The organism is Pseudomonas sp. CK-NBRI-02 (assembly GCF_008124495.1).
Lineage (GTDB): Bacteria > Pseudomonadota > Gammaproteobacteria > Pseudomonadales > Pseudomonadaceae > Aquipseudomonas > Aquipseudomonas guariconensis.
Genome location: NZ_VSJH01000015.1, coordinates 369,079 through 381,977 on the forward strand (window position 1 = coordinate 369,079; position 12,899 = coordinate 381,977).

At 63.0% G+C, this 12,899-nt stretch carries 10 protein-coding genes and 1 pseudogene; 4 read left to right on the forward strand and 7 right to left on the reverse strand.

From position 1 onward, the window contains the following. From DQ397_RS12625 to DQ397_RS12650, 6 genes are all read right to left on the reverse strand, one after another. On the reverse strand, positions 1–1,002 hold the full coding sequence (locus DQ397_RS12625; RefSeq protein ID WP_052352451.1) for a VWA domain-containing protein: 1,002 nt from the start codon (positions 1,000–1,002) through the stop codon (positions 1–3). Next, entirely contained in the window at positions 989–1,495 is a 507-nt protein-coding gene (locus DQ397_RS12630) for a DUF4381 domain-containing protein (RefSeq protein ID WP_043210562.1), read from the reverse strand. Before DQ397_RS12630 ends, DQ397_RS12625 begins: the two co-directional genes overlap by 14 nt. Continuing rightward, positions 1,492–2,439, reverse strand: a complete 948-nt coding sequence (locus DQ397_RS12635; protein ID WP_043210564.1) for a DUF58 domain-containing protein — start codon at positions 2,437–2,439, stop codon at positions 1,492–1,494. Before DQ397_RS12635 ends, DQ397_RS12630 begins: the two co-directional genes overlap by 4 nt. A gap of 12 nt (positions 2,440–2,451) precedes the next feature. After that, positions 2,452–3,417 (reverse strand): MoxR family ATPase, encoded by a 966-nt coding sequence (locus tag DQ397_RS12640; protein ID WP_043210567.1) that lies wholly within the window; start codon positions 3,415–3,417, stop codon positions 2,452–2,454. Positions 3,418–3,547: 130 nt separating this feature from the next. Then, a complete protein-coding gene (locus tag DQ397_RS12645; RefSeq protein WP_080642097.1) occupies positions 3,548–5,785 on the reverse strand; it encodes a tetratricopeptide repeat protein in 2,238 nt (745 codons plus the stop codon). Positions 5,786–5,884: 99 nt separating this feature from the next. Continuing rightward, entirely contained in the window at positions 5,885–7,513 is a 1,629-nt protein-coding gene (locus DQ397_RS12650; protein WP_080642096.1) for a mechanosensitive ion channel family protein, read from the reverse strand. A gap of 143 nt (positions 7,514–7,656) precedes the next feature. On the opposite strand from DQ397_RS12650, the pseudogene DQ397_RS12655 reads away from it, so the two are divergent. Beyond that, positions 7,657–7,824: pseudogene (locus tag DQ397_RS12655) on the forward strand (electron transporter SenC); the annotation flags it as partial. A gap of 9 nt (positions 7,825–7,833) precedes the next feature. Here the strand turns inward: DQ397_RS12655 and DQ397_RS12660 are convergent. Continuing rightward, a complete protein-coding gene (locus tag DQ397_RS12660; protein WP_043210571.1) occupies positions 7,834–8,739 on the reverse strand; it encodes a helix-turn-helix domain-containing protein in 906 nt (301 codons plus the stop codon). A 151-nt stretch (positions 8,740–8,890) separates the two neighbouring features. On the opposite strand from DQ397_RS12660, the gene DQ397_RS12665 reads away from it, so the two are divergent. The 3 genes from DQ397_RS12665 (at position 8,891) to DQ397_RS12675 (ending at position 12,805) form a co-directional block, all read left to right on the forward strand. Continuing rightward, positions 8,891–10,249 carry a glutamine synthetase family protein gene (locus tag DQ397_RS12665; RefSeq protein WP_043210572.1) on the forward strand — a complete coding sequence of 453 codons (1,359 nt, stop codon included), beginning with the start codon at positions 8,891–8,893 and terminating at the stop codon, positions 10,247–10,249. A gap of 160 nt (positions 10,250–10,409) precedes the next feature. Continuing rightward, a complete protein-coding gene (locus tag DQ397_RS12670; protein ID WP_043210574.1) occupies positions 10,410–11,498 on the forward strand; it encodes a polyamine ABC transporter substrate-binding protein in 1,089 nt (362 codons plus the stop codon). 14 nt (positions 11,499–11,512) lie between these two features. Continuing rightward, on the forward strand, positions 11,513–12,805 hold the full coding sequence (locus DQ397_RS12675) for an FAD-binding oxidoreductase (protein WP_043210576.1): 1,293 nt from the start codon (positions 11,513–11,515) through the stop codon (positions 12,803–12,805). Positions 12,806–12,899 lie beyond the last annotated feature (94 nt).

Consider the following 12,899-nt stretch of genomic DNA (forward strand, 5'->3'; position numbering starts at 1 on the left):
TCAGCCTTGCGCCTTCGCATCGGATGAGTGGGATGTGGCGCGCAGGCCCGCCCCTGCCGCCAGACCGTGACCGAACAGAAGAAACATCAGCGCAGCCCCCAGTGGCCACCAGAACAGATCGCGTTTGGGTTGATGGCTCAAGGTTTTGACCCGATGCGCCGTGATGCGATCGAGCGTGGCATATACCTGTCGCAATGCATCGCTGTCGCCGGCGCGAAAGAATTGCCCACCGGTCACCTGGGCTATGTGCTGCAAGGCCTGCAGATCGACCTTGGCCTCCCCGCTGGCCTCAGGATCGCCAATGCCGATCGTGTGCACCCGGATGCCCCGGTCGTGTGCCATGGCTGCGGCATGGTCCGGTGTGATGGCGCTGCTGGTGTCATTGCCGTCGGTGAGCAGGATCAGCACTTTTTCCTGCTCCGAGGCGCCATCAAGCAGCTTGATCGAAAGGCCGATAGCGTCGCCTAGGGCGGTATTGGGTCCGGCCATGCCAATACCCACTTCATCGAGCAGTATGCCCAAGCTGGTGTGATCGAGGGTCAGCGGGGCCTGCGGATATGCACCGGTGCCGAAGACGATCAGCCCGATACGATCGTCTTTGCGCCGTTGGATGAAGTCACGCACGACGTCCTTCACGGCGTGGAGACGATCGATCCGTTGCCCCTCTGGGGTGCTGTAGTCGGTGGTTGCCATGGATTGGGAGATATCGATCGCAAGCATGAGGTCGCGGACCGGCTGCTCCCGCACGATCGGCTTTTCCACCCAGACAGGCCGAGTACAGGCAAGCAACACCAGCACCCAGACCAGCCAAGCCAGAAGCAATTGCCAGCGACCACCGGCAACGGTGACGCGCCCGGGCTCCTGGCCCACGGCACGGCTCATCGCGGCGAAGAATGGCACCCGCATCGCGCTGCGCGACTCATGGTAGGCAGGCAGGTAGCGGTAAGCCAGCCAGGACACCGGCAGCAACAGCAACACCCAGGGGTATTCAAGCTGCCACATGGTGCACCTCGATCCACTGACGGCACGCATTTAACATTGCCTGGACCTCTTCGTCAGCCAATGCCATCAGGCGATCGGCCGGTGCATACGCCAGCAGGGCCAGATGCTGGGCGAAGGACGCAGGCAGCGGCTTGGAACTGTGGCGTTGCAGGAATGCCTGCCATTGGGCGTCGCGCAAACCGGTAGCGCGCGCACCGTCAGGCATCGACAATGCGACCCGTTTGAGCAATGGCGGGATCTCGCGTAACGCCGCCAGGCGCCGGGCTGGGTCTTGCACAGCCTGTTCCAGGCTCGCCAGACAAGCCAATGCTTCACGCCGGTAACGATTTCGCCGCCAATGCAAATAGCGCCAAGTGGCCAGCGCCCCCAAGACCACCACCACCATGCCCAGCAAAGCCAACCAGCCCCATGTCTGGGGCCAATAGCTGGTGGGCATGGCCGGCAGCCCAAGCTCGCTCAGTTGGTCGATGCTGGGGCCCGGTGTACGGCTCATCGCGGCACCGCCGATAACCGGCCCAGCTCCGCCCTCAGTTGCACAAGGCTGTCCCGACCAGTGCTGAACATCATCAAGGGAACCTGACTGCGCCGCAGCAAAGTGGCGACCTCCTTGAGCCTTGCACTAAGAAAGTCACCCAACGGGCGATGAACCTGGCGACGGGCGATTTCCAGCTCTACCTGCAGCTCCCCCTGGGTCACCCTCACCCTGCCCTTTTCAGGCAGTTGCAAAGCAATGGGATCGAACACCTGCAATGCCAGGACATCGTTATGGGCACGCAGCTGGCGCAGCAGCTGCAAGGTCTGGTCAGTCGTTCCGGAAAAATCGCTGATGACCACGATCAGGTGATCGTGCCCGGCAATGCCCAGGCACTGACGCAATACACGATCAAGCTGTTCCGGCTGCTCGTCATCGACGTGGCCGGCATGCAGCGCCTGGTTGTGACGGACCATGGCCGAGCACAGCGCCTCGACCCGGGCGCGGCTGCGCAGGGGACGCACTGTTTCGATGTGTTGGTCATTGAACACCAAGCCGCCCACCCGGTCCCCGGCACGAAATGCCATCCATGCGCCAATCGCCCCCAACTGCGCGGCCGTGACGGACTTGAAGCACTGCCGCGAACCGAAATACATGCTCATGCGCTGATCGACCAGCAATAATGTCGGACGATCGCGCTCTTCGGTGTAGCTACGTACGAACGGCTTGCTATAGCGCAGCGACGCTCGCCAATCGAGATGACGCAAATCATCTCCCGGCGAGTACTGTCGCAACTCATCGAAGCTCAGCCCACGGCCGCGCAAGCGCGAGGCATGGCTGCCGGACAGCACGCTGGACAACGGCTGTCGCGCGAGAAAACTCAGGTCGCGCACGCGGTACTCCAAGAGCATCAGCTGTTCGAGCGACACATACACCGAACCATCGGCGATAACGGGCCCAGACATGGCTGTCTCCTGTCAGGCCGGGACTGCGACCTTGTCCAACAAGCGGTCAAGCACCTGGTCGGCGTCAATCCCGTCGGCCACGGCGTCATAGGAGAGCAGCAGCCGGTGACGCAGCACCGGATGCAGCACTGTACGGACATCGTCCGGTGTCACGTAGTCGTTGCCCTGCAGCCAGGCATGGGCACGCGAGACCCGGTCCAGGCTGATGCCTCCCCGAGGGCTGGCCCCGACCTTGATCCAGCGTGCCAGGTCGCTGTCATAGTCAGCGGGATGGCGGGTGGCGTTGATCAGGTCCATCACATACCGGTCGATTGCCTCGGATACATGCACACCACCGACTTCACGGCGAGCGGCGAATATCGTCTCCTGAGGCATCGGTACCACCTCGCTCTGAGGCACGCGGTGCGAGTCCTCGCTTCGCACCATGCGCAACACCTGGGCTTCATCCTCTACTTTGGGGTAGTCGATCAACAGCTTCATCAGGAAGCGGTCCATCTGCGCTTCCGGCAAGGGATACGTGCCTTCCTGCTCGATAGGGTTCTGGGTCGCTAGCACCATGAACAGCCCGGACATCGGGTGGGTCTGGCCTGAGACGGTGATCTGACGCTCTTCCATCGCCTCTAGCAAAGCTGCCTGCACCTTGGCCGGTGCGCGGTTGATTTCGTCAGCCAGGATCACGTTGCCGAACAGTGGCCCTGGCTGGAAGCGAAGCTGGTTGCCATTTTCCGTCTGCTGGAGGATCTCACCACCGGTGATGTCGGAAGGCAGCAAGTCGGGCGTGAACTGGATACGGCTCATGCGCGCATCCAGATGGGTTGCCAAGGCCTTCACCGTGCGCGTCTTGGCAAGCCCGGGCAGGCTTTCGAGCAGCACGTGCCCGTTGGCCAACAGTGCCAGCATGATATGGCCGATGGTCTGCTCCTGGCCAAGTACCTGTTGGCCGACCCGAGCTTGCAGCTTGGCAATCTCATCACGCATGGTCCCGGTCCCTCTCCTTGACGTCCTGGCAATCGCTGCGCTGAATCGGTGGTAACTCTAGCGCACAGGCCATCGTTCGCCATTGAAAAGCCCGCCGATGCCTGTCGTGTAAAGCTTATGCAGTGACCTATCACTGCTTGGTCGGCGGTAGTCTCGGATCGTCCGGCACCACTTGGCGCATGCGCTCCACATAGTGTTCGACCTGGTCAAGTTCCCCTGCTTTGGAGTGCAGGTAGATCAAGGCATAGAGCAGATCGGGGTTGTCCGGTGACGAGGCCAGCCCTTGATGCAAGGCCTGCAATGCGTCATCGCGGCGATCCAATTGAGCCAGCAACAACCCTTGGTTATAGAAGACCCGCGCGTTGCCTGGCATTTCCCTCGCCGCCACGTCCAGCCATTTCACGCTCTCCTGAGCCTGGCCTTGCTCCGCCAGCAGCAAGGCCAGCATGTAGGCGAGGTTGCCATGATCCCCGGCGGGCATTCCCTCCAACGCCAGACCCTCGCGCAGTTGCCGCTGGGCGGCATCGAGTTGCCCCGTGTTGGAATACAGCGTCACCAGGTTCACCCGGGCAGGCGTGAAATGGGTATCCAGACGTAGAGCCTCCCGGTACTGGGCGATCGCTTCCTGCTCTCGGCCTTCGCGCTGCAGCAATACGGCGAGGTTGAGCCGGCCACCCGGCAAGTCGGCATTCTCACGCAGACGCCGCTCATAGTCGGCCAGTTGTGCCTTGAAGCCTGCGCGTCGCTCGGCAGGCAACGCGTCAAGCGGAACATCGGCCAGGCCTCGCAGCGCCTCGTCGCGCACGGCCAGTAGCGGATCATCCAGCAAGGGAAGCAGCTGTCTGATCCGTGCCTGAGGGGGAAGGCGAGCAAACCCGGCAGCGGCATAGGCGCGAACTACCCCATCTTTTGCGTTCAGGGCCCACCCCAGTGGAGTGATCGCAGGCGGACCAATCTCCGCGAGTTGCTGGGCGGCCGTCGCACGCACAATGGCAGGCTTGCCGATGTCGGCAATCACGGCGGTCAGCAGGTTGAGTCGATCGCCCTGCCCTGTTCTGGCGGAATGGAACGCCTCACCGTAATGGGCCGGTCGCTTTGGCGCGCCGAACCACCCTTCGATGGCCGTCGCGGCCCATCGCGGCGGTTTGTCAGCGTGGCAAGCGGTGCAGGCATCTGGGCTAGCCGTCTTGTCTGCCAAGTCTGGTCGCGGCAGGCGGAAGCTATGGTCGCGACGTGGGTCTACGACCATGTAGGTCTTGCTGGGCATATGGCAGTTGACGCATTGCGCGCCTGGAGAGCTTTGGACATGGTGATGGTGCTCTGGGGTGTCGTAGTTGCGAGCCTGCAGGCTGGGAAAGCGATTGGTGGGTGGATGTTGGTTGTGGCATTGCTGGCACAGCGCGTTGCCCTCGAGCTTCACCCGGGTGGTGTGAGGGTCGTGGCAGTCCGTGCAACTGACCCCTGCCGCATACATCTTGCTTTGCGTGAAGGACCCGTAGACATACACCTCACCATCGATCTGGCCATCGGCGTGGTACAAGCCTTCACGCAAGGTTGCAGGTAGCGAGGCGTCGAGCTGTGGCTTGCCCGGCTGTTGCCCTGTACCGAGTGACTGCCTGCGGCTGTGGCAGAACGCACATTGCTCGATCAACCCTTTGCCATCCAAGGCCTTGAAGTCCACGCTCAGTTGCATGTCGCTTGCCGTGGCGCGTGGCTTGTCGGTGTTCGCCTGCTTCGCCCAGTCCACATGAGCCTGCCCAGGGCCGTGGCAGCCTTGGCACCCCACCGTCTGCTCCTGCCAGGTGGTGGCGTAGCGGTCGTGCTGGTCATCGTAGTGTTTGAGCAGGCGCGTGGAGTGGCAATCGGCGCACATGCCGTTCCAGTTTTGGTAGCGCCCTGTCCAGTGTAGGGCGTCGTCCGGCGCAAACCGTTGGCCTGGGTACAGAGAGAACCAGCGCTGTCCTGCGTCCTGCTTGCTGCGACTGTCCCAGGCGAGGGTCAACGCCTGCAGGCGCCCCCCGGGAAATTCCACCAAATACTGCTGCAACGGTCGGTGGCCAAAGGTGTAGCGCACGCGAAAATCCGCCATCTTGCCATCAGCGCCTTCAGTCGTGACGTAGTAATGCTCGCCCTTGCGCCAGAAACGCGCCTTGACCCCTGCCTCGTCGAAGCTGCGGCCGTCGAAAGCGCCGAGTACATTGCCTGGAGTTGCATCGCGCATCGCCCAGGCATGGTCGGAATCCTTCCACAGCGCGGCCTGTGGGGCATGACAGCCTTTGCAAGAGGACGCATCGGCATAGCCCTCCCGTTCGTTGGCAGGGCCTGGAACGATATCCGAAGCCTTGGCCAAGGCCGGCATGGGGCCCATCACCAACAGAAACAGCGATAACAGCAGAAGGCGAAAATACACGTGGCGTCCTTACTCATGCGTGCGATGAGGTGTGTGAAGGCAATACGCGTTGCTGATTTATTCATCCAGCCTGGGCGCCGCCGGCGCGGCATGCCAGCGCTCCGGGGGGACGAACTTGGCCTGGTCTGGGTCCGCCAGGTAGTGCGGCGACATGATCTGTACACCGTACTCGTTGAACACGTCCTGGATGTTGGCGTGCAGCATGCTCAGCAGTTCAGCCCGGGGCCTGGGCTCGCTGGGGATCGCCTGGGCGACCAGGCGATACTCGGGATAGAAGTCGCTCAGCGCCGTCTGGAACACCTGCGGGCTGGGCTGCTCGACAATACCCGGCGTACGCCGCGCCGCCTCGATCAACATGGCGTGGACCTGGCGCCAAGGTGTGTCGTAGCCGATCGTGACCACGGTGTCGACCACATAGCCTTGGCCCTGGACGATGCGTGAGTAGTTCTTGGTCACCGCGCCTGTGATCATCGAGTTGGGCAAGGTCAGCACCTCCCCAAGGCCGGTGCGAATGGTGGTGGTGAACATGCCGACTTCCATCACCGTGCCCTCGTGATCGGCGATGCGCACGAACTCGCCTGCCCGCAGCGTGCGAGTGTACGTAAGGATCAAGCCCGCCATGCCTTGCCCGATAACGCTGGTGGCTCCCAGCGAGATCATCAGCCCGAGCAGCACCGACAGGCCTTTGAACGCATCGGTGTCGGACCCTGGTAGATACGGGTAGGCCATGACCAGAGCGAACAACCAGATTCCCAGTGACGCCAGGCGTGTGGTGGGTTTGAGCGTCTCGGCGGTCAGCCAGCGCAAGGTGCCGGGACGCGACATGCGCTCCAGCACACGCTTGGTGAAGCCGCTGATACCACGGGCGATGAAGAAAATCGAGATCGCCACCGCGATGCCAGGGATCGCGTCGAGCACTCCACCGAGCAGGTGTTCGACCAAGTTCCACAGGTACACGTTGAGGCTTTCGCCCCAAGGTCGGGTGTAGGGAAACCGCGAGAGCACAAAGCTCATCCATTGGTAGCTGAACAGCAGCAACAGCAGCCAGTACAGCAACCAGAGCAAGCGATCCACCAGGTAGTAGAGGTTTTGCAGGTCGAACAACGGCACGTGCCCCACCCGCAACACTTGGGAATGCTTGCCCATTAACGGCGGCAGCAGGCCCAGCAACTTGCGCCGCGCACCACGGGTGCCTTTGACCAGCGCCAGGTAGAGAATGGTGGCCAGTGCCGAAAAGCCCGCGGCCTTGAGCAGGTAGTCCAGGCTGCGTGCCTGCCCGGTTTCCTCGACCACCAGGCGCAAGGTCTGCGCAGCCTGTTCGGCGGTCTCACGCACCGACCCACCATCCTGGGCCACATCCAGGGGCGCGACGATGAACGCCCGGCGATTGCCCAATAGCACCAGGTAACTGTGCAAAATGGGCTCGATACTGACCTGCAACTCGGCCGGCTCTTGCAAGGCCTCGTCGATTACACCTTGCGCCCGCTTCACGCGCGCCGCCGGTGTCTCCCCCAGCAACGTGGCGCGGAACACCACGAGCGTGCGATTGGCGACCTTCAGCTCAGCGGGAGACGCCAAGACCCCTTCCACCGCTACGGCTGTATCATCGCTGGCGGCGTGACAGAACATCGAAAGCGACAGCAAGATTCCCAGCACCAACGATTTGCAGAGGGTCCAGCCCTTCATTGCCACGGCTCCTTGTGCCTCGACCGCGTTTCGATCGCGCGATTGGCTCTAGCGTAGACAATTTTTCAAGCCCGACTGCCTTGCACCTTGTTCACGTCACGACAGCCGCGAATCGCACCGGGATTGGGGCACCCTCCCCCGGGATGCTGGCCGAAAAAGACCCGCTGGCCCTGCTGCTGTACGCACAATACAAAAGCCTGGCGATGCCCAACCTGCGCCTGGGCGACACAGACGTCACGGCATTGCTGACCTTCATCGAAGAGCAAACCCGCCGCTTGCAGACACCTGCCACGGCAAAGAACGGTGACTGACGCCCGAAACTACCCGCGCCCGCGCTTGAGGGTTTCGCTCGGCAGCTCCTGAAACAGCTGCCGATAACTCTCGGAAAACCGCCCCAGGTGCCAGAATGACCAGCGCATGGCCACCTCGGCCACGGTGACACCCCCGGCCCCATGACGCAGCAGGTCGCGCCGCGCGCCATTGAGCCTGCGCAGGCGCAGCCACTGCCCCGGCGGCATGTCGGTGAAGGCCTTGAAGGCCTGCTGTAACTGGCGCAGGGAAACCCCGGCCACTTGGGCCAGTTCCATCAGATTGAGGGTTTCTTCCGGGCAGTCGGCGGCCCATTCGCTGACCCGGCGCATGATCGCCCGCTCCTCGTCGCGTCTGCCCAAGGCGTCGCCTTGCAGGCGCTGGCAGGCATTGTCGAGGATGAACAGACAGTCTTCGAGCAGTTGCTCGGCCAAAGCCTGGCCTTCGAGCGGGCTGTCGGCATCGGCCAGTCGCGTGAGGGTGGCGCTCAGCCAACTGCCGAACAGCGCGTTCTGGCCGCTGCCCAGCGGCACCATGAACAGCCCGTCGAGGCGTTTCACATCCAGGCCGTGACGGGCCATGAACGCCTGGTCGAACACCACGGCCACCTCTTGGTAGTTCTCGGGGGTGATCCAGATGTTGCGGCTGTCCTCGTTGAGCAGGTACAGGCTGTTCTCGCTGCGGTCGAAGCAGAACGCCAGCGACCCGCTCGGAGCGCGGAAGAACTGCTCCACTCGAGTATTGAGGCGTTCTTCGTAGACCTCCACGCCATCGAGCCCCAGGCAGCGCAACTGACCGTTGAAATGCCCTGGGGACATTTGCCGGTATTGCTGCTGCCAGCCAGGGGTCGCGCGCACCTGTTCGGTCACATCGTTGGTGTGGAAAGCCTGGACCTGCAAGGCATTGGGCGTTGTCACGCGCGTGTCCCTTATGCACTCTTTTGGTGCATTTGTTGCCGAAGAAAATGGATAGATCACCCCTGGGGGCTGCGACCAAGATAGTCCTCAGCGCGTCGCCTGGGAAGATTCCAACGCGGACTCGCCCATAAAACCCAACCAAGAGGTCTGTATGAACGCCCCCTTCGATCAGCTGTCCACCTGGCTGAAAGAACACCGGATCACCGAAGTCGAATGTGTGATCAGCGACCTGACCGGCATCGCCCGCGGCAAGATCGCGCCGACTGCCAAGTTCCTCCACGAGCGCGGTATGCGCCTGCCGGAGAGCGTGCTGCTGCAGACGGTCACTGGCGACTACGTCGATGACGACATCTACTACGACCTGCTCGATGCGGCCGACATCGACATGGTTTGCCGCCCCGACCCTTCGGCGGTGTACCAGATTCCGTGGGCCATCGAGCCGACTGCTATCGTCATTCACGACACGTTCGACAAGCACGGCAACCCGATCGAGCTGTCGCCGCGCAACGTGCTCAAAAAGGTCCTGAAGCTGTACGCCGACAAGGGCTGGCAGCCGATCGTGGCACCTGAAATGGAGTTCTACCTGACTCAGCGCTGCGAAGACCCGGACCTGCCGCTGCAAGTCCCACTGGGGCGTTCGGGGCGTGCCGAAAGCGGCCGCCAGTCGTTCTCCATCGACGCGGCCAACGAATTCGACCCACTGTTCGAAGACGTCTACGACTGGTGCGAAATCCAGGGCCTGGACCTGGACACGTTGATCCACGAAGACGGCCCGGCGCAGATGGAAATCAACTTCCGTCACGGCGACGCACTGGATCTGGCCGACCAGATCACCGTGTTCAAGCGCACCATGCGTGAGGCCGCGCTCAAGCACAACGTCACTGCCACGTTCATGGCCAAGCCGATCACCGACGAGCCGGGCAGCGCCATGCACCTGCACCAGAGCGTGGTCGACATCGCCACCGGCAAGCCGATCTTCGCCAATGAAGACGGCAGCATGAGCGAGCTGTTCCTGCACCACATCGGCGGCCTGCAGAAGTACATCCCCAAGGTGCTGCCGATGTTCGCGCCGAACGTCAACTCGTTCCGCCGCTTCCTGCCGGACACCTCGGCACCGGTGAACGTCGAGTGGGGCGAGGAAAACCGCACCGCAGGCCTGCGCGTACCGACCTCCAGCCCCGAGGCCATGCGTGTGGAAAACCGCCTGCCGGGTGCCGATGCCAACCCGTACCTGGCGATCGCCGCGAGCTTGCTGTGCGGCTACCTGGGCATGGTCGAGAAGATCGAGCCGAGCGCGCCGGTGCAAGGCCGCGCCTACGAGCGGCGCAACCTACGCCTGCCGATCACCATCGAAGACGCCCTGCAGCATATGGAAGACTGTCAGACCCTGCACGAATACCTGGGACGTCAGTTCGTCCAGGGCTATGTGGCGGTCAAGCGCGCCGAGCACGAGAACTTCAAGCGTGTGATCAGCTCCTGGGAGCGTGAGTTCCTGCTGCTGAGCGTCTGATTCCTGTCACGTCCGTGGGCACGGGGTCACCTGCGAAGGCACCGGTGTGTGTGCCATCGCATTCACGGGTGCCCCCGCGCCCACGGGACTACGTGCTGCCCTTGGGCAGTGAAACCTTTGTTACACCGCATTCAAAGAACAAGACCAACGAGGTGTCGACATGCGTCATTTGCAAACCCTGATTCCCGCTGCATTCGCCCTGGTGTTCGGCGCCGCCGCCCAGGCCCAGCCGAGCGTCAGCGTATACAACTGGACCGACTACATCGGTGACACCACCCTGGCCGACTTCCAGGCCAGCAGTGGCATCAAAGTGGTCTATGACGTGTTCGATTCCAACGAAACCCTCGAAGGCAAGCTGCTGGCCGGACGCACCGGCTACGATGTGGTCGTGCCTTCCAACCATTTCCTGGCGCGCCAGGCCCAGGCCGGCGCCTTCATGCCGCTGGAGCGCGACAAACTGCCGAACTGGAAACACCTGGATCCCGTGTTGCTCAAGCAACTGGAGCAGAACGACCCGGGCAACCGTTACGCGGTGCCCTACCTGTGGGGCACCAACGGCATCGGCTACAACGTCGAGAAGGTCAAGGCAGTGCTGGGCATCGACAAGGTCGATTCCTGGGCGGTGCTGTTCGAGCCGGAGAACCTCAAGAAGCTCAAGCAGTGCGGCGTGGCCTTCATGGACTCGCCTGACGAACTCTTTCCAGCCGTGCTCAACTACCTGGGCATGGATCCCCGTAGCGAAAGCGCCGCCGACTATGCCAAGGCCGAAGCGCGCCTGATGCAGCTGCGCCCTTATGTCACCTATTTCCATTCCTCCAAGTACGTCTCGGACCTGGCCAACGGCGATGTCTGCGTGGCCTTCGGCTACTCGGGCGACGTGTTCCAGGCCGCCAGTCGCGCGGTGGAGGCGAACAATGGCGTGAAGATCGCCTACAGCATTCCCAAAGAAGGCAGCAACTTGTGGTTCGACCTGCTGGCCATCCCCAAGGACAGCAGCAACCCCGAGCAGGCCCTGGCCTTCATCAACTACCTGCTCGACCCGCAAGTGATCGCCAAGGTCAGCGCCACCGTCGGCTACGCCAACGCCAACCCGGACGCCAAGGCCTACATGGACGCCTCCCTGGTCCACAACCCCGAGATCTATCCGTCCCAGGACGTGCTGGACAAGCTGTATGTCTCCAGCACCCCGAGCCCCAAGATCATGCGCGTCATGACCCGCTCCTGGAGCAAGATCAAGTCCAACCGCTGAGCCGAGCACGAGCCATGCCTACTACCCAACACACCGCGTCCTACTACGCTGCCACCGCACGCAGCTCGACGCCCTACCCCACGCTCGAAGGCGAGCTGAGCGCAGATGTCTGCGTGGTCGGCGGCGGCCTGACGGGGGTCAACACTGCGCTGGAGCTCGCCGAGCGTGGCCTTTCGGTGATCCTGCTCGAAGCCCGGCGCATCGGCTGGGGCGCCAGCGGGCGCAACGGCGGGCAATTGATCCGCGGCATTGGCCATGACGTCGGCGGCTTCGCCCGCTTCGTCGGTCAGGATGGCGTGCGCTACCTCAAGCAGGCCGGCATCGATTCGGTAGAGCTGGTAGCCGATCGCATTGCCCGCTACGGCATCGAGTGCGACCTACGCTGGGGCTTCTGCGAACTGGCCAACACCGCCGCGCAGTTCGCCGCCTTCAAGGACGAGCAAGACGATCTGGCCGCGCTGGGCTACCGCCACGAAACCCGCTTGGTCGGCCCCGAGCGAATCCGCGAGGTGGTCGCCAGCGACCAGTACGCCGGCGGCCTGGTGGACATGGGCTCGGGTCACCTGCATCCGCTTGACCTGGTCCAAGGCGAAGCCCGCGCGGCCGAGCAACTGGGCGTGCGCATTTTCGAGCAGAGCCCAGTGCAGCGCATCGAGCACGGCCCCACCGTGACCCTGCACTGCGCGCGCGGCAAGGTACGCGCCAACAGCCTGGTGCTCGGCTGTAATGCGCACCTGGACGAGCTGGAACCGCGCCTGAGCGGCAAGGTGCTGCCGGCCGGCAGTTACGTGGTCGCCACCGAACCCCTGCCCGAGCACGTCGCCAAGGCGCTGATCCCGCAGAACATGGCGCTGTGCGACCAGAAGGTCGGCCTGGACTACTACCGCCTCACGGCCGACCGCCGCCTGCTGTTCGGCGGCGCCTGCCACTACTCCGGCCGCGATCCCAAGGACATCGCGGCCTACATGCGGCCCAAAGTGCTCAAGGTGTTCCCGCAACTGGGCGAGGTGCGCATCGATTACCAGTGGGGCGGCATGATCGGCATCACTGCCAACCGCTTTCCCCAGGTCGGCAGGTTGAACCAGCATCCCAACGTTTACTACGCCCAGGGATATTCCGGCCATGGCCTGAATGTCACCCACTGGACCGCCAAACTGCTGGCCGAATCCATCGCCGTGGGCCACAGCCAGGGCCTTGATGTGTTCAGCGCCGTGCCCCACCTGACCTTCCCCGGCGGCAAGGCCCTGCGCTCGCCGCTGCTGGCCCTGGGGATGCTGTGGTACCGGTTGCGGGAAGTGCTGGGTTGACCGCCCTCTAGAGCCCCGCAGATCAGGTGCAGGCCTGGGCGACTTGCACCCGATCTGTGGGCTTGCCCATGACGTGAGGGGGCTGGCATTGAAC

What these genes read in the sequence shown, in the direction of transcription:
- DQ397_RS12665 (WP_043210572.1), top strand. Translation starts at nt 8,891, where the DNA reads ATGAACGCCCCCTTCGATCAGCTGTCCACCTGGCTGAAAGAACACCGG.
- DQ397_RS12650 (WP_080642096.1), bottom strand. Translation starts at nt 7,513, where the DNA reads ATGAAGGGCTGGACCCTCTGCAAATCGTTGGTGCTGGGAATCTTGCTG.
- DQ397_RS12645 (WP_080642097.1), bottom strand. Translation starts at nt 5,785, where the DNA reads ATGGGCCCCATGCCGGCCTTGGCCAAGGCTTCGGATATCGTTCCAGGC.
- DQ397_RS12630 (WP_043210562.1), bottom strand. Translation starts at nt 1,495, where the DNA reads ATGAGCCGTACACCGGGCCCCAGCATCGACCAACTGAGCGAGCTTGGG.
- DQ397_RS12670 (WP_043210574.1), top strand. Translation starts at nt 10,410, where the DNA reads ATGCGTCATTTGCAAACCCTGATTCCCGCTGCATTCGCCCTGGTGTTC.
- DQ397_RS12635 (WP_043210564.1), bottom strand. Translation starts at nt 2,439, where the DNA reads ATGTCTGGGCCCGTTATCGCCGATGGTTCGGTGTATGTGTCGCTCGAA.
- DQ397_RS12640 (WP_043210567.1), bottom strand. Translation starts at nt 3,417, where the DNA reads ATGCGTGATGAGATTGCCAAGCTGCAAGCTCGGGTCGGCCAACAGGTA.
- DQ397_RS12625 (WP_052352451.1), bottom strand. Translation starts at nt 1,002, where the DNA reads ATGTGGCAGCTTGAATACCCCTGGGTGTTGCTGTTGCTGCCGGTGTCC.
- DQ397_RS12675 (WP_043210576.1), top strand. Translation starts at nt 11,513, where the DNA reads ATGCCTACTACCCAACACACCGCGTCCTACTACGCTGCCACCGCACGC.